Annotated in this window: 11 protein-coding genes and 1 pseudogene; 6 read left to right on the top strand and 6 right to left on the bottom strand. The window is 73.4% G+C overall.

What is annotated here, in order from left to right; all coding sequences use genetic code 11:
* Positions 1 to 406 precede the first annotated feature (406 nt).
* Complete coding sequence (locus ACIP67_RS18715) at positions 407 to 3,373, top strand: AfsR/SARP family transcriptional regulator (protein WP_401692892.1); 2,967 nt, start codon at positions 407 to 409, stop codon at positions 3,371 to 3,373.
* A 28-nt stretch (positions 3,374 to 3,401) separates the two neighbouring features.
* Here ACIP67_RS18715 and ACIP67_RS18710 read toward each other — a convergent pair whose 3' ends face one another.
* Positions 3,402 to 3,950 carry a hypothetical protein gene (locus ACIP67_RS18710; RefSeq protein ID WP_401692935.1) on the bottom strand — a complete coding sequence of 183 codons (549 nt, stop codon included), beginning with the start codon at positions 3,948 to 3,950 and terminating at the stop codon, positions 3,402 to 3,404.
* 83 nt (positions 3,951 to 4,033) lie between these two features.
* Complete coding sequence (locus ACIP67_RS18705) at positions 4,034 to 5,164, bottom strand: M20 family metallopeptidase (RefSeq protein ID WP_401692933.1); 1,131 nt, start codon at positions 5,162 to 5,164, stop codon at positions 4,034 to 4,036.
* Positions 5,165 to 5,346: 182 nt separating this feature from the next.
* Between ACIP67_RS18705 and ACIP67_RS18700 the strand changes: the two genes are divergently transcribed.
* Positions 5,347 to 5,556: a LysR family transcriptional regulator gene (locus ACIP67_RS18700; protein WP_401692890.1), complete on the top strand. Its 210-nt coding sequence runs from the start codon at positions 5,347 to 5,349 to the stop codon at positions 5,554 to 5,556.
* Positions 5,544 to 6,011, top strand: a complete 468-nt coding sequence (locus tag ACIP67_RS18695; protein ID WP_401692932.1) for a MarR family winged helix-turn-helix transcriptional regulator — start codon at positions 5,544 to 5,546, stop codon at positions 6,009 to 6,011. Before ACIP67_RS18700 ends, ACIP67_RS18695 begins: the two co-directional genes overlap by 13 nt.
* A 340-nt stretch (positions 6,012 to 6,351) precedes the next feature.
* On the opposite strand, the pseudogene ACIP67_RS18690 reads toward ACIP67_RS18695, so the two are convergent.
* Positions 6,352 to 7,500: pseudogene (locus tag ACIP67_RS18690) on the bottom strand (MFS transporter); the annotation flags it as partial.
* A gap of 192 nt (positions 7,501 to 7,692) precedes the next feature.
* Between ACIP67_RS18690 and ACIP67_RS18685 the strand changes: the two are divergent.
* Together ACIP67_RS18685 and ACIP67_RS18680 are read left to right on the top strand one after the other, a co-directional pair.
* Complete coding sequence (locus tag ACIP67_RS18685; protein ID WP_401692889.1) at positions 7,693 to 8,670, top strand: ArsR family transcriptional regulator; 978 nt, start codon at positions 7,693 to 7,695, stop codon at positions 8,668 to 8,670.
* Positions 8,671 to 8,848: 178 nt separating this feature from the next.
* Entirely contained in the window at positions 8,849 to 9,352 is a 504-nt protein-coding gene (locus ACIP67_RS18680) for a glutathione peroxidase (RefSeq protein ID WP_401692887.1), read from the top strand.
* 180 nt (positions 9,353 to 9,532) lie between these two features.
* On the opposite strand, the gene ACIP67_RS18675 is transcribed toward ACIP67_RS18680, so the two are convergent.
* The 3 genes from ACIP67_RS18675 to ACIP67_RS18665 all read right to left on the bottom strand — a co-directional run bounded on the left by ACIP67_RS18675 (position 9,533) and on the right by ACIP67_RS18665 (position 12,074).
* Positions 9,533 to 9,724: a DUF397 domain-containing protein gene (locus tag ACIP67_RS18675; RefSeq protein WP_401692886.1), complete on the bottom strand. Its 192-nt coding sequence runs from the start codon at positions 9,722 to 9,724 to the stop codon at positions 9,533 to 9,535.
* A gap of 231 nt (positions 9,725 to 9,955) precedes the next feature.
* On the bottom strand, positions 9,956 to 10,813 hold the full coding sequence (locus ACIP67_RS18670) for a helix-turn-helix domain-containing protein (RefSeq protein ID WP_401692885.1): 858 nt from the start codon (positions 10,811 to 10,813) through the stop codon (positions 9,956 to 9,958).
* Between the two features lie 502 nt (positions 10,814 to 11,315).
* Complete coding sequence (locus ACIP67_RS18665; protein ID WP_401692884.1) at positions 11,316 to 12,074, bottom strand: GPP34 family phosphoprotein; 759 nt, start codon at positions 12,072 to 12,074, stop codon at positions 11,316 to 11,318.
* A gap of 396 nt (positions 12,075 to 12,470) precedes the next feature.
* On the opposite strand from ACIP67_RS18665, the gene ACIP67_RS18660 reads away from it, so the two are divergent.
* Entirely contained in the window at positions 12,471 to 14,996 is a 2,526-nt protein-coding gene (locus ACIP67_RS18660; RefSeq protein ID WP_401692883.1) for a D-alanyl-D-alanine carboxypeptidase, read from the top strand.
* Positions 14,997 to 15,074: the final 78 nt, after the last annotated feature.

The following is a 15,074-nucleotide window of genomic DNA, read 5'->3' as shown; positions in this document are numbered from 1 at the left end:
GTTCACGCCCGCACACTGTCGGTCCGGCTGCCCCGCACCGTCCATCCTGTACCTCAACTCTGCACGCGTCAGCGGGTGTTCACCAATCCTGTGTGGCGATCCCGTGGAGGTGCGATGACCGCCGGGGTTCACCGGGTCACCGGAGCGAACACTGAAGATCACGTTGTTCGAGTTCGTTCACCGGAACTCCCCTTCAGTTGTGCGGGTTGTGCGATGTCATGTCCGTCACCATGGCCGGGGGCGCTGCAATGCTGATGAAATTCCGATGATGTACAGGACCGGGACCGGGACCGGGACCGGGACCGGAAACGGGACCGGAAACGGGACCGGGACCGAAAACGGGACCGGGACCGAAAACGGGACCGGGACCGAAAACGGAAACGGAAACGGGAGCGGAGGCTTCACGGTGGATGGGGGAACACCTCCGCTGCTTCGGATCGCACTGCTCGGACCCTTACGGGCCTGGCGTGGTGGAACGCCGCTGGACCTGGGGCCGGTCCGGCGGCAGGCCGTACTCGCCGCGCTGGTGCTGCGCGCGGACACGCAGGTGAGCCATGAGCAGTTGCTCGACGACCTGTGGGACGGACGGCCTCCGGGCTCGGGCCACAAGGTGCTGCCGAGCCATGTCCACCCCCTGCGCAAGGCACTCGACGTGGTGGGCGCCGGGCCGGCGGAGTCGGTGATCCGCAGCGGCAAGGGCCGGTACCGCTTCGTCGGCCACGGGGTCCGGCTCGATGTGACCGAGCTGGACGAACGAGCCGCCGAGGCACGGCGGGCGAGGACGTCCGGCGACGTGACCACCGCGATGGACCGGTTCTCCGAGGCGCTCTCCCTGTTCGGCGGCGAGCCCCTGACCGGCCTGCCGGGACAGCGCGCCCGGGCGGAGCGGCGGCGGCTGCTGGAACGCCGGCTCTCGCTCCGGCTGGGGAGACTCGAGTGTCTGGTGCTGCTCGGCCGGCCCGCCGACACCCTGGACGAACTCGCCGCCCTGTCCGCGTCCGATCCCCTCGACGAGTCGGTACTGGCGCTGCGGATGCGCGCGCTGTACGGCAGCGGACGCCAGGCGGAAGCCCTGAACTCCTACCAGGACCTGAGGGCGCGCCTGCGCGAGGAGCTCGGCATCGACCCCGGTGAGGAACTGCGCCGGACGTACGACGCGGTGCTGCGCCAGGACGACGGACGCCTCCTCGGTCCGGCCGTACGGCTCCGCACCCCACCCGTCACGGTGCACTCCACCGCTCCCCCCACCCCCGCCCACGCCCCGGCCCACACCCGGCCGCGGCCGCGGCGCGCGGTCAACGACCTGCCGGGCGACGCCGGCCGTCTGATCGGGCGGGAGGCCGAACTGGCGCTGCTGATCGCACCGTCGGATCCCGGAGCCGTGTCGATCGTGACCGTGGACGGTACGGCCGGGGTCGGCAAGACCGCGCTCGTCGTCCGTGCGGCCCGTGAGCTCAGCGCCCGGTACCCGGACGGCTGCCTGTTCATGGACCTGCGCGCGCACAGCACGCAGCGGCGCCAGTCGCCGGAGCAGGCGCTGCAACGGCTGCTCCGGTCGCTCGACCCGGCCACCGGTGAGTTGCCGGGCGAGCTGGAGGAACTCACCGCTGTCTGGCGCGCGACGACCAGCCCGCTACGGCTGCTGCTCGTGCTGGACGACGCCCTCGACGCCGATCAGATACGGCCGTTGTTGCCGGCCGGGGCGGGCAGCCGGGTGCTGGTGGCCGGGCGGCGGCGGCTGGCCGGGCTGGACGCCGACCGGCGGGTCACCCTGGAGCACCTGGCCGGCGGGGACGCGGTGTCCCTGCTCCGGCACATCATCGGGGAGGAGCGCGCGGGCCGGGAGCCGGAGGCGACGCGTCGGCTGGCCGGGCTGTGCGACGGGCTGCCCCTGGCGCTGCGCATCGCCGGGTCCCGGTTGCAGAACCGTGCGACCTGGACGGTGGAGTACCTGGTGGGCCGTATGGCGGGCGACGAGCACCGGCTCGGCGAACTCAGCGTCGGGGACCGCAGCGTGGAGGCGGCCTTCCGGCTGTCGTACGACCAGCTCGCACCCGAGCAGCAGCGCGCGTTCCGCGTCCTGGGGCTGGCGCCGACGGTCGAGTTCGACGCGCTGACGCCGGCGGCCATGCTCGGCCGGCCGTCGTACGACACCGAACGGCTCCTGGAGAGCCTGGTCGACACGAGTCTGGTGCAGGAGCCGCGGCCGGGCCGTTACCGGCTGCACGATCTGGTCCGGGTGCACGCCCGACGCGTCGCGGAGGACGTGCCCGCCGAGGCCGTCGCCGCCCGCCGGGCCGCGTTCCGCCTCTGTCTGGACGCGGGGCGGACCGCCAGTGACTGGGGCGCCGCCGGTTTCCCCACCGGGCCCGGGCCCACGGGAACGCCGTTCACGGACTGGCGGGACGCGGAGAGCTGGCTGGAGGCGGCCGGCAACGAGCTGTCCGACGTCGTCGGACACGCCGCGGCCCTGGGCGAGGCCGACCACGCCTGCTGGCTCGCCGAGGCGTTGTGCGACCACCTCGTACGGCAGGGCCGCTACCAGGAGAGCCGGACGGCCCTGGAGATCGCGCTCGCGCACGTGGACGAGGCCACCGACCGGCGGATGCCCGCCGCCCTGCGGAACTGCATGGCGTACACCGCCATCCACCAGCGCCGGTACCGGCAGGCCGGCGCCTACGCCAACGAGGCGCTGGACCTCAGCCGGCGCCGTGCCGACCCGGGGGAGGAGGCCCGGGCCCTCCTCGGCCTGGGGGCCCTCAGCCTGAGCGTGGGTGAGGGCGACCGGGCGATACTGCACTGCTCCATGGCGGTGGACCTGGCCGGCCGGCTCGGCAACGGCTGGGTCGCCTGGATGGCCTGCGTCATCCTCGGCCTCACCCACCAGTTCCAGGGGCGGAACGAGGAGGCGCTGGCCTGCTTCGCCGACGCCCTCGTCCACGCCCAGGAGGGCGGCCGACCGCACATGCTCGGCAGGGTCCTGAGCTGCGCCGCCGACGCCCACCTCCGCCTCGGCCACTACGGTGAGGCCAGGAGCCGGTTCCGTGAGGCGATCGACCTGGCGGCAGAGGTCGGGGACGTCTTCCTCTGCGCCCGCAGCCTGACCCGGCTGGGTACGGCCGAGCAGGGCGCCGGAGACACGGGCGCGGCCATCGCCCTCCACCACCAGGCCCTCCTCCAGCACCGGCTGTTGTCGCCGCTCACCGAACCCAGCTACGACTGGCTGGAGATGGACATCCGCAGCCGCCTGGGCCACGCCTACGTGGCGTCGGGCCGCGTCCGCGAGGCGAGCGCGCAGTTCCAGGCCGTGCTCGACGCGCGCGCCCGCGCGCACCCCGCCGGCCGTGGGCCGAGGTCGGACGAGCGGCGGTGAGACCGGCCTGGCCCCTGTCAGGGCACCCCTACGGCGCTCCGGGCCCGTCGGCTGTCACGGACCGGAGCCAGCGCGTGAAGGCGGCGAAGTCGGCGTCCGTGAGGCCTTCGGCCGGGTCGACGCGGTGCAGCAGCGACCGGCCTTCGTGCGAGCCGGAGACCCAGAGGCGGTCCACGGGGCCGATCTCGTCGTCGGCCCAGATGAACGGGCGGGCGCCGGCCCACCCGACGATGTGGCGGGTCTTCCAGTGCAGGCCGCGCGGGGCCGCGTCGGCGGGCGTCTTTGGCCACCTGAGGACGGGCAGGGGCGGCAGGCCGATGCGCGGGGCGACGGCCTCGTTCGCGTCGTCCATCCAGGTCGTGGCCCACACCAGGTCGCACCCCAACGCCAGCAGGCGTGGACCGACGGCGGGGTCGAGGCGTTCCAGCAAGGGGTTGTGCGGGCCGGGGGACGCCGTGGGAGGGGCGGCAGCGGCGGGAGTCCTGCGCGGCCGGCCGGACGGCGGACCGAACGGGATGAGCGGTCCGTCGACGTCGAGGAAGAGAAGGGGGCGTCCCGCGCCGGCCGAGCCGGTCACCGCGCACCGCGCCCCGGCCAGGTCCCGCGCTTTGTCACTCACGTCCATCCCGTCCCCTCTTTCTGGTCTCGGTGGTCGGCAGCCTAGAGGGGGGTGCCGGCCGCGGGGCGGTCGAGGGTCACGGCCCTGGCGATCAGGCCCGCGAGCAAGCGGGTACGGGGGATCATCCGCGTGGTGTCGACGTGCTCGGTGTCCGCGTGGGCGCCTCCGCCGACCGCGCCCAGGCCGTCCAGGGTGAGGCAGCCCGCCGCGGCGGTGTCGTTGCCGTCGGAGGCGCCGCCGACCGCGGTGTTCCCCGGGGGTTCCTGGCCGAGGTCCTCGGCCACGCGGCAGGCGAGGGCGAAGAGGGCGGCGGAGGAGTGCGGTGACAGGGGCGGCCGTCCGGCGCCGCCGCGGATCTCCAGGCGCGCTCCGGGCGTGCGGGGGGCGAGGGCCCGTACGAGCTCGTCGACGCGGTGCTGTGCCGCCTCCGTCGGTACGCGGACGTCCACCGACACCCGCGCCAGGGCGGGCACCGTGTTGCGGGAGCTGCCGGCCGACAGCAGGGTCGGGGTGACCGTCGCCGCACCCAGTACGGGGTGGGTGGCGGCCGCGCCCACCGCCGGCCCCAGGTCGGTCAGGGCCAGCACCTGGTGGGCGGCCTCGACGGCGGCGTTCACGCCCTTGTCGGGTTCCTGGCCGGCGTGTGCGGCCCTGCCGTGGACCACCACCTCGTACCGCGAGGTGCCCTTGCGTGCCGTCTTGAGGGTGCCCTCGGCGTCGGCCGCCGCCTCCAGCACGAAGGCGGCGACGCAGCGCCGCGCGGTCTCCTCGACGAGGTGCCGGGAGGTCGGGGAGCCGACCTCCTCGTCCCCGTTGACCAGGACACACACCCCGTCCGGGGAGGGCAGCGAGGCCAGGGCGTGGAACATTTGCACCAGGCCCGCCTTCATGTCCAGGACCCCGGGTCCGCGGGCGATCCCGTCGGTCACCGACCAGGGGCGGGAGCCGAGCGAGCCGGGGGGCCACACCGTGTCGTGGTGACCGATCAGCAGTACGCGCGGGGTGCCGAAGGTCCACCGCAGGTGGGTGACCCCGTCGACGACGATCGTCTCCGGTTCGGCGCCCAGGAGTCTCGCGCCGAGGGCACCGACCACCTCGGCGCTGCGCGCCACCGCCGCGTGGTCGGCCGAGAAGGATTCGCACGTGACCAGTTCCTCCAGGTCCGCGAGCATCGTCGGCAACAGCATGGGGTCCTCGTCTCCCTTCCCCGCCCCGGCGTCCGGGGTACCGGGTCCCGTGGCCCGCGGGAGGCGGCGCCCGCTCCCCCGCGCCGGGCGCCACCGCCCCGCTTTCGACGCTAGGTCCTGTCGGGCGGGCACGGCATCCCCACCGGCGACTGCTCGGCGGAGGAGCGGTGCGGCTCAGCGGCACACGGTCCGCGGTGTCCCGGCGGATCGCCGCCCTGGAGCAGCGGGCGGGCGGGTCGCTGTTCGAACGGCTTCCGCCTCACCCGACCTCCCCCGGTCTCCCTTCACTCCCGCACACGCGTGTACGGGACCGGCACACGCGCCCGGTTACGCTTCCCGTATGGGCAGAGCCGCAGGTGAGCAGATGGGCGTCGTGACCGCGCTGGTGCGGTCGACGTTCCTGGTGAACGCCGTGTACGCCGAGTCGAGTCGGGCGTTCGGCATCACCCCCCAGCAGGGGCAGCTGCTGTGCGTCCTCATGCCTCAGCCGTACGGCATGAGTGAGCTCGGGGAGTTGCTGGGGCTCGCCAAGTCCAGTCTGACCGGGCTGGTGGACCGGACCGTGCAGCGCGGTCTGGTGCGGCGCGAGGGCGACCCGCGGGACGGGCGGGCGGTGCGCGTCGGGCTCACGGCGGAAGGGGCCCGGCTGGCCCGGGAGTTCTACGACGCGACGTGCCGGCGGATCGCGGCTCTGCCGAAGGGACTCACCGGTACCGAACGCGAACGGCTCGCCGCGCTGCTCTCCCGCGTCGTCCTCGACAACAAGGTGCCCGAGGTGTTCACGGACCCTACGGGCCCCACCGGCCCCGAGATCACCCCTTCGGACCCGTAGGGCCCGTAGGGCTTGTAGGACCCGCAAGGCCCGTAGGACCCGTAGGGCTCGCACGTTCCGTAAGGGCCGTAGGGGCCGTAGGAGCCGTAGGAGCCGTAGGACTTGTAGGACCCGCAAGGCCCGTAGGACCCGTAGGGCTCGCACGTTCCGTAGGGGCCGTAGGGGCCATAGGGGCCGTAGGGCTCGCACGTTCCGTAGGGGCCGTAGGGGCCATAGGGGCCGTAGGGCTCGCACGTTCCGTAGGGGCCGTAAGGGCCGTAGGGCTCGGATCGCCCGTGCGGTCCGGGACGTGGGGTCGGCTGTCGTCACGGCCACTGTCGTCACGGCCACCGCGGCCACCGCGGCCGGCGAACGCCAGTGTCACCGTCACCGTGATCGAGGCGAGCGCCATCACGCTCATCGCCGTCGCCGGTGAGGTGAGTTGGGCCGTCCCGCCCGCCAGGGCCGCGCTGAGCCCTTGCAGGGTGAGCATGCCGGCGGAGTGCAGGCCCAGGGCGTGGCCGCCGAGGGCGGGCGGGGTGAGGGCCATCAGGCGCTCCTGCTGCACCAGGCCCGCGCCGAAGCCGACGGAGGCGAGGGCGGCGCACGCCGCCGCGAGCGGCGGGGCCGGGCGCAGGGCGAAGAAGGCGTACGGCGTGGCCAGGAGCAGCAGCAGGGGGGTGGCCAGGCGGGCGCGTACGGCGGGCGGGAGCAGGCGGCCGACGGTGAGGTCGCCGGCCAGCATGCCCAGCGCCGCGCACGCGAACAGGGTGCCCGCGGCGCCGGGGGCGTACGGCACGAAGAGGGTCTCGCAGCCGACGACCAGGCCGTTGGGGAGCCACAGGCCCAGGTAGAGCAGGCGGCGGGGGCGGGAGGACCACAGGAGGGCGTTGGTGCGCCGGGTCGCCGCGACCGAGGGGCGGCCGGTGGCCCGGGGCGGACGGGCGGTCAGGCCCAGGCGGGCGGTGGCGCCGGCGGTCACGTACAGGAGGGTGGCCAGGAGGAGGACCCGGTACGGGGAGAGGGCGGTGAGCAGGGCGCCGCCGGTGGCGTAGCCGGCGATCTGCGTGAGGCCGTTCGCCATGTTGAACACGGCGCGGCCGGACAGGTAGGCGTCCTCGGGCAGGATCTCGTGCAGCAGACCCCAGCGGACACCGCCGCCGAGGGCCGCGACCAGACCCTGGCCGAGGACCACGGCAAAGGCGGCGGCGACCGGGAGGCCGGGGACGGCCAGTACGGCCGTGGCGGCGGCGAAGATGACGGAGAGACCGGCGAGGGCGGTCCTCGGGGGAAGCCGGTCGGCACCCGAGAGGAAGAGGGTCGCGCCGAGGACCTGGGCGAGGGACGGGCCGACCATGCTGACCGCCGCGAGGAGCGGGGAGTCCGTCGCCCGGTAGACCAGCGTGGCGAGGGCGAGGCCCGCGGCCGTCTGGGCGGCGGTGTGCGCGGCGAAGGAGAGCAGGAGAGGCCTGAACTCCGGTGTCGTGAAGAGCTGTCGGTAACTGGTCATGCGCGGAGTCTCGGGCGGGGACGCGGCCGGTCGTTATTGTTTCGCGGGCGCGCGAAAGGTCGGGGCAAGGGGCCAGACCGAAAAGTCCGGGCGAGGGGTCAGGGCGAAAGCCCGCGGCGAAGGCCGGGGCGCAGGGCGAGCCGTACGGGCAGGGCGTACAGGCGGGCCGTACGGGCAGGAGGGGGCCGGTTCATGGGCTGGTGGCAGGTGAACGCCGACACGCTGGCGGGCAGCCGGTTCGTGGTGTCCGCGTTCGCCGAGACCTTCGCGGCTGTGAAGCTGCTGCACGCGGGGGTGGCCGCGCATCCCGGGGAGGACGCGTGGCTGCGGGCGCATCTGCCGGGGTACCGGGAGCGGCTGGCCGCCGATCCCGTGACCGCGTCCCTGATCCGGGCCGGGCTCGGGCGGGACTGGATCGCGGACTTCCTCACGCCCACGCCGCTCGACGGCGAGCGTTTCGAGGAGGCCGTCGCCCGGGTGCGGGCGGCCCGCCCCGCCGACGTGCGGGCGCAGCTGCGGGTCTCCCTCGCCGGGGAGCTGCCGTCGGCCCTGTACCGGGACGACCTGGCCGAGCGGGCGGCCCGGCTCCTGGAGTACGTCTGGGAGGCCGCCGTACGGCCTTCCTGGGAACGGCGGCGCCGGGTGCTGGAGGCCGACGTGGCCGCGCGGACCGCGCGGGTCGGCCGGGGCGGGTGGGCGGCGGTCCTGGACTCGTTGCGGCCGGGGACGCGGTGGCTCGGGGAGAGCCGGTTCCAGGTCAACCCGCACGCGTATCCGCCGAGGGAGGTCTCCGGGGCCGAGCTGCTGTTCGTGCCGGTGACCCCGCGCACGGGGTGGGTGTCGTGGGAGGACGGGAGGGAGCGGTACGCCGTCGTCTACCCCTGTGCGGGCGTCCTCTCCGAGGACCACCGGGAGCGGGCCGTGCCCACCGCCCTGAGCGCTCTTCTCGGGCCGGCCAGGGCGGGTGTCCTGGCGCTCCTCGGCGAGGGCCCGCTGAGCACGACCCAGTTGGTCGCCCTGACCGGGCAGGGGCTCGGCTCGGTGGGACGGCACCTGCGGGTCCTGCTGGACGCGGGCCTGGTGGAGCGGCGGCGGGCGGGCCGCTCGGTGCTGTACTCGCGGACGGCGGCGGGCGAGGCGCTGGCGGGGGCCCGACGAAGAACCTCGTGAGCCCCGGTCCCGCCGCCCCCGTCCGGCCACGGCCACCCCCGGTTCGCCGCCCCCAGTCGGTTCGCCACCCCCGGTTCGCCGCCCCCAGTCGGTTCGCCACCCCCGGTTCGCCGCTCCCGTACCGCCGCCCTCGGCCCGCCACCCCCGGCCGTCCGGCCTCCGGGGCTAGCATCCGGGCATGACTACGAACACCGGTACTTCCCCCCTCGACGTCGAGATCGGTGCGCTCCAGGGCGGTTCCGCCGGGCTCGCGCAGTACGCGGGCCGGGCCGTCCTCATCGTGAACGTGGCGTCCAAGTGCGGCCTGACCCCGCAGTACACGGGCCTGGAGCGGCTCCAGGAGCGGTACGCGGACCGCGGCTTCACCGTGCTCGGGGTGCCCTGCAACCAGTTCCTCGGGCAGGAGCCGGGGACCGCAGAGGAGATCGCGGAGTTCTGCTCGGCGACGTACGGCGTGACCTTCCCGCTGACCGAGAAGGTCGAGGTGAACGGGGAGGGCCGGCACGCGCTGTACGAGCGCCTCGTCGGTTTCGCGGACGCGGCCGGTCACGAGGGGGACATCCGCTGGAACTTCGAGAAGTTCCTCATCGGGCGGGACGGCAGCGTCGTCGCCCGGTTCTCGCCGCAGACCGAGCCGGAGTCCGCGGAGGTCGTCGCCGCCGTCGAGGGCCAGCTGGGCTGAGCGCGGTACGCACGCCGCTTCCGACGAGGGCAGCGGCGACCTGGCACAGCCGGGCCCCCTCGGCAAGGACGGCGAGCTCGTCGAGAGGGCTCCGGTGGTGGTGCGGTCATGTCAGCCCGACGGGGCCCTGAGGAGCCCGAGGGGACCCGCCGTGGGGCGGGGACCGGAAGGATCCCCGCCCTACGCCTTGACCGAGGCGACGAAGACGTTCCACGCGTCGGCGGGGAAGTCCAGCACGGGCCCGTCCTGGACCTTGGAGTCCCGTACGGCCATGGCCGCGACGACCGGCGACTTGATCTCGACGCACGCGCCGTTGCCGGTCGAGTAGGAGGACTTGGTCCACGTGTCCGTGCTGCCCTGACGAATTGCCATTTTCGCTCCGCTTTGCCAGTGAGATGAGTTGCTGTCGCCGTACGCGGGGCACGACTGCGGGCCCACGGCACGGTTTACGCCAACGGTGGTGTCCGCTGGCGTGATCGACGCTACTGGCTGACATCGACTTCCGAAGCGACTATTCACTCGACCGGTTGGCATATTCCAGGCGGGTCTTCCCTACCGGCCGGGCCACGGTGTATCGTGCGGCGCTTTTCCGGCGAGAACGCCCTAACGGGCGTAGTCCTTCGCGATGTCGGCGATGAACTGGCGGGACTGGTCCACGTTCAGTGCCTGGGCCCGCAGGTGCTCGTACATCACGCTGTACTTCTGCACGTCGTTCGGCTTCTCCAGGTAGAGGTCGCTGGTGACGCCCTCGATGTAGACGACACTGGAGTCGGACGCGTCGGGGAACTCCAGGATCGCGTACTGGCCGTTCAGACCCGGGTGCGCGCCCATCTCGAAGGGGATCACCTGGACGGTGACGTGCGGCAGCTGGGACTGCTCGACGAGGTGCTCCAACTGGTCGCGCATGAGGGAGCGGTTGCCGACGACGCGGCGCAACGCGGCCTCGTCCATCACCGTCCACAGGCGCAGCGGGTTCTCCTCGGCGCTGATTCGTTCCTGCCGCCGCATCCGCACCTGCACCCGCTTCTCGATCTCCGTGGGCACGGTTTCCGGCAACGCCCCCGAGATCAGCGTCTCGGCGTACTGGCGGGTCTGCAACAGGCCGGGCACGACCTGCGGGTCGTACACGCGCAGGCTCGCCGCGTCCGTCTCCAGGCCGATGTAGACGCTGTAGGGGACGTCCCCGAAGGCGTGCCACCAGCCCTGCTGGCGCGAGTCCTTGGCCATCTGCATCAGCGAATCGACGATCCGCTGGTCCTCGACCTCGTAGACCCCGCACAGGTCGCGGACGTCGCGCTGGCTGATGCTGCGGCGGCCGTTCTCCAGGCGGCTGATCTTCGACTGGGACACGAGCAGGCGGTCGGCGACCTGTTCGGCCGTCATGCCCTTGTCCTCGCGGAGCTTGCGCAGCTCCTGGCCGAGCCGGCGCCGCCGGACGGTGGGATTGACATTGGACGCCACGGGACGTGCACCTCCGGCTGCATGCCTGTCATTGACACTTTGCGTATCTGCTGTTGAGCAGACTGCCACCAAGGTGCTCACTACCGCTGGAAAACGGTGGATATGCGGCCGGTACACGTCACTTGGGTGTTTCCGCAGTTCCGCTCCCACCCCTTCCCGTCCTCCCACCCCTTCCCGTCCTCCCGCCCTCGCTTCCGCCGGACATGCGTCCGCGCGGGGCGGTGGCGCCGGGTGTCCCGGGGGACGTACGGCTTCACCGCCCCGCGCGGCCGCGCGGCTCCCGAACGGGCTCTGCGGGTCTTGCGGGGGCGCAGGGGACCGGCGTCTGCGCGCCGGGTCCCTTACGGGTCGTACGGGTCATGCGGGTCGTACGGGCGGCCGTGCGTCCACACGGCCCCGCGCCCGTACGGGGCTTACGGGTCTTGCGGGCCGTACCGGCGGTACGGGCTGTGCGCACCGCACCGGTCGTGCGGGCCGTACGGGTACGGCGTGGGACGGCGACTCAGTGGGCCACCACGCGCGCCATGGGGCCTCGGCCCGGCTGCGCCGGAACGCCATGAGCGGGTTCCGGAGCGGACCTGGCTCCCGGTCCGGCCTGGCGGCCGGGCGCCTGGGCCGGGTTGCGGCGTGGCTGGGCCCCGGCACCGTTCTGAACGTCCATCACGGCGTGCGCCACGAGACCGCCCATGGGGTCGTGCCGGATCAGGTCCCGCAACCGGGACCGGGACGACCGCCCCTCGTTGCCCGGGTACAGGTGCTTGCCGAGACCCACCGCGTGCGCCAGCGCGGCGAGCGCCGCGGTCCGCGGGTCCGGCGGCACGCCGGTGCGGATCGCCGAGTCCAGCCGGGTCCTGATCTCCCGGCTGATCGCCGTGTCCGTCGCCTGGTAGCGAGTCGTCGGCAGCACTCCGCACATCTGGCCCGCGACGGCATGCACCATGCCGCACCGCTCCAGATGCGAGAGGTAGGTCTGGCGGAGCCCGAGACGCGGCCCGCCGATCCAGTGGACGGCCCGCACCGGTGCGCCGCGCCTTCGCAGCAACTCCAACGCGCAGTCCAGTGTTGGATCTCCAGTCGGCCGTGGGGACACCACGGCGATACGATCCCCGTCTGGGGCTATCCGTCCGGCCAGCGCCAGCTCCACTAGCTGTGCTCCGGCCAGACCAAGGTCGAGCGACTGCGGCTGTGCAGTGGTACCCGTGGTCGGGTCCAATGCCAGCAACAGAAGCTCCTCCGGAATTGTTCTGCGGCTCCTGCCCATCCATGCCTCCCCGCGTGGATGAATGACAGGGTGACCCCTCTCACATTCATCTGTCGAGGGTGCGTGACCTGTTCGTAGTGGAACCAGTAGGTATGTCGTTCTCGTCTACCGCTGGAGCCAAGCCCTCGACACAGGACACTGGTAGATGGTTCGGACAGCCCGTGAGGCGGTGTCCCGGGCGGGCGGTTCATGGTTCGACAGGCGCGCGGTGGCGTGCGGCACATGGAGGAGGCATCGGTGGCGGGCGAGTCCCCCGACAGGTCGAAGCAGCGTGAGTCGTCGGAGGAACCGACGTCGGGGAGCGCGGGAACGGTTCCCGAGGCCCGGGATCCGCGGGTCCCGATGACGCGGGAGAACGAGGCGTCGGCTTCGGCGCCGGGCCCGTCCCGGGGCGGAATGGACACGGCGACCCGGGTGTTCTCCGTGCGCGACCTGAAGTCCGAGGGCGAGGGCGAGGACACGGCGGGGGACTCCGCCGGCGGCGCCGACCCCGCCGAGGGCGCGTCGGCGGACACCGAGGGCCGGGAGAGGCCCGAGGGCACCGGGAAGGCCTCCACGGGCCCTGAGGCCGCCGAGACGGCCGGGGAGGCGCGCGAGGGGGCGCGGGGGGCGGACACGGCGGCCTCCGGCGGCTCCGGCGCCCCGGAAGGCGGCGACACGCGCCTGAAGGCCGCTGTGGCCCAGTGGGTGGTCTCGGCGGACGAGAAGGGCGAGAAGGGCGGCGGCGGCGCCGGAGAGGCCGACGGGTCCGTCGGCACCGGCACTACCGGCGACACCGACGACACCGGCAAGACCGGCAAGACCGGCGATGACACCGCCGCCGACGCGGACGCCGATGCCGACACCGGACCGGAGCCCGAGGCCAAGTCCGCGCCGAAGGCCGCCCCCAAGTGGGCCACGGGCTCCGCCGGGAACGCCGAAGCCGAGTCCGGGTCCGGGTCCGGGTCCGGGCCTGAGACCGAGTCCGGGTCCGGGTCCGGGTCCGGGCCTGAGACCGGGCCCGGGTCCAAGACCGAGTCCGGGTCCGGGCCCAGGGCGGAGTCCGGGTCCAGGGCGGAGTCCGGGTCCAGGGCGGAGTCCGGGTCCAAGGCGGACGCCAAGGCCAAGGCCGACGGACCGAAGTCGGACGAGCCGAAGCCCGCCGCGGCCGACGCCCCCAAGGCCGAGGGCACCCAGGCCGACGCGGTCGACACGTCCGACGAGGACCCCGCCTCCCCCGTCGACCAGCCCACCGCCGTCTTCAAGGCCGTACGGCCCCCCGCGCCCGCCGTCGACCAGCCGACCACCATGCTGAAGCTGGGCGGTGCCGCGAAGGCCGACGCGAAGCCGGGCTCCGAGACCGACGCGAAGGCCGATGCGAAGCCCGGCACCGATGCGAAGCCCGGCACCGGCGAGCGGGGCCCGAAGGGCGAGCCCGGGGCCGAAACCGAGCCCGAGGCCGAGCGGACCAGCAAGTTCGTCGCGCTCAAGCCGCTCGACGACCCGTCCGCCCGCAAGCCGAAGCCGGCGGAGCCCACGGCGCCCGCCACACCCGGAAAAGCACCGGGGAAGGCACCGGGGAAGGCGCCCGGAACCACTCCCGCCGAGGCCACCGCCGTCGTCCCGCAGATCGGCCCCGAGCGGACCACCCAGCAGCCGCTGCCGCCGAAGCCGCCGCTGGACCTGCTGGCCGAGCTGACGAACACCCCGCCGCCCCCGCCGACTCCGCTGCGGACGTTCGCCCGCCGGGTCAAGATCTGGACGCCGCTGGTCATCCTGCTGATCATCGTCTTTGCGATCGCGCAGGCGGTGCGGCCGCTGCCGGCGACCGCGCTGACGCTCACCGCGAAGGACTCGTACACGTTCGAGGGCGGCGAGCTGTCGCTGCCGTGGCCGGACGAGGGCCAGGGCTGGATGGACGTCGACGGCATCGGCACGATGGACGGCTTCGGCGACCAGAACCCGGTCGCCATCGGCTCCGTCGCCAAGGCCATGACGGCGTACGTCGTCCTCAAGGACCACGCGCTGAAGTCGGGCGAGGAGGGGCCGAGCGTCCCGGTCGACGCCACCGCCGAGAAGGAGGGCGGCTACGACGCGGACGGCGAGTCCACCCTCAACACCGTCAAGGAGGGCGACAAGCTGACCCTGCGCCAGGCGCTCTCCGCGATCATGATCCCGTCGGCGAACAACATCGCGCGGCTGCTGGCCCGCTGGGACGCGGGCACCGAGGCGGACTTCATCGAGAAGATGAACGCCACCGCCAAGGAGCTCGGGATGAAGAACACGACGTACACCGACGCCTCCGGGCTGAAGGAGACCACCGTCTCCACCGCCGAGGACCAGGTGAAGCTGGGCAACGAGCTGGTGAAGATCCCCGCGCTGATGGAGATCACCAAGCTGCCGGAGTGGACCGACCCGTCCGGTCAGAAGTGGCGCAACTACAACACGCTCGTCCCCTACAACGGCGCCATCGGCATCAAGACCGGCTCCACCACCAAGGCCGGCGGCAACCTGCTGTTCGCGGCCACCAAGGAGGTCGGCGGGGAAACGGTCACCCTGGTCGGCGCGGTCCTCGGCCAGCACAAGCCGTCGATCATCGACACGGTCAACGCGGTCAGCAAGACCGCGCTGCTCGCCGCGCAGGACGCGCTGGTCTCGTCGAAGATCCTGACGAAGGGCGACGTCGTCGGGTACGTGGACGACAAGCTGGGCCACCACACCCCGGTCGTGGTGACGAAGGACGTCACGGCGGTCGGCTGGGCCGGGCTGACGACGAAGCTGTCGTTCGCCGCCGGGGACGTGCCGCACACCGCGAAGGCGGGCACCCAGGTGGGCACGCTCACCGTGGGCGACGGCTCCGGCGGCGCGGTCGAGGTACCGGTCGCCCTCCAGGCGGACCTGGTCGAGCCCGGCTTCCTGGACAAGTTGACCCGCGTCGGCTGACCCGCCGGCCGCGCACGGCCCCTCTCCCACCCCTACCGCACCCCGCCAGGGCCACCGCCCGGCGGGGTGCGTGCTAGC

This window comes from Streptomyces sp. NPDC088812 (assembly GCF_044750285.1).
Lineage (GTDB): Bacteria > Actinomycetota > Actinomycetes > Streptomycetales > Streptomycetaceae > Streptomyces.
The sequence above is the reverse complement of the archived record's forward strand: the minus strand, read 5'-3'. Positions and strand labels throughout refer to the sequence as shown.

What these genes read in the sequence shown, in the direction of transcription:
- ACIP67_RS18705 (WP_401692933.1), bottom strand. Translation starts at nt 5,164, where the DNA reads ATGCTCGCGGACCTGGAGGAACTGGTCACGTGCGAATCCTTCTCGGCC.
- ACIP67_RS18695 (WP_401692932.1), top strand. Translation starts at nt 5,544, where the DNA reads ATGGGCGTCGTGACCGCGCTGGTGCGGTCGACGTTCCTGGTGAACGCC.
- ACIP67_RS18685 (WP_401692889.1), top strand. Translation starts at nt 7,693, where the DNA reads ATGGGCTGGTGGCAGGTGAACGCCGACACGCTGGCGGGCAGCCGGTTC.
- ACIP67_RS18680 (WP_401692887.1), top strand. Translation starts at nt 8,849, where the DNA reads ATGACTACGAACACCGGTACTTCCCCCCTCGACGTCGAGATCGGTGCG.
- ACIP67_RS18675 (WP_401692886.1), bottom strand. Translation starts at nt 9,724, where the DNA reads ATGGCAATTCGTCAGGGCAGCACGGACACGTGGACCAAGTCCTCCTAC.
- ACIP67_RS18665 (WP_401692884.1), bottom strand. Translation starts at nt 12,074, where the DNA reads ATGGGCAGGAGCCGCAGAACAATTCCGGAGGAGCTTCTGTTGCTGGCA.
- ACIP67_RS18660 (WP_401692883.1), top strand. Translation starts at nt 12,471, where the DNA reads ATGGACACGGCGACCCGGGTGTTCTCCGTGCGCGACCTGAAGTCCGAG.